The 382-nt window shown below is 54.7% G+C and carries 1 protein-coding gene; it reads left to right on the plus strand.

Going from position 1 to position 382, the window contains the following annotated elements; genetic code table 11:
• Positions 1-382 (plus strand): TRAP transporter large permease subunit (locus tag AB1462_RS32440; protein ID WP_367249228.1); only part of this gene is annotated, 382 nt, incomplete at both ends.

A 382-nucleotide genomic window follows, 5' to 3' on the forward strand; every position in this document is an offset into this window, starting at 1 on the left:
CGGGTATCGGACCAGGCCTGCTCATCGCGACAGCACTTCTCATCATGGTGCAGATCTGGTGCAGGCTGAAAGGATACGGAAAGGAAGACGGTGCAAATCGCGAGCCCTTCCTTAAGGTGACGTTCAATGCCGTCTGGGCGTTGATGCTTCCTGTCATCATCATCGGCGGATTTTATGGTGGTATTTTCACGCCTACCGAAGCTGCAGCTATAGCTGCTGTGTATGCGCTGGTGGTCGGGCTCTTTATATACAAGGAACTGAAACTTTCGGACCTGCCGCAAATCTTCCGCGCTTCCGCTATCTCTACCGGCGCAGTTATGCTGATCATTTCGGCGGCTGGACTCTTCTCGTTCCTGATCAGCCTCTCGGGCATCCCGGCGAC

The organism is Pseudomonas sp. SB113 (genome assembly GCF_040754745.1).
In the GTDB taxonomy this organism is placed as follows: Bacteria; Pseudomonadota; Gammaproteobacteria; order Pseudomonadales; family Pseudomonadaceae; genus Aquipseudomonas; species Aquipseudomonas grimontii.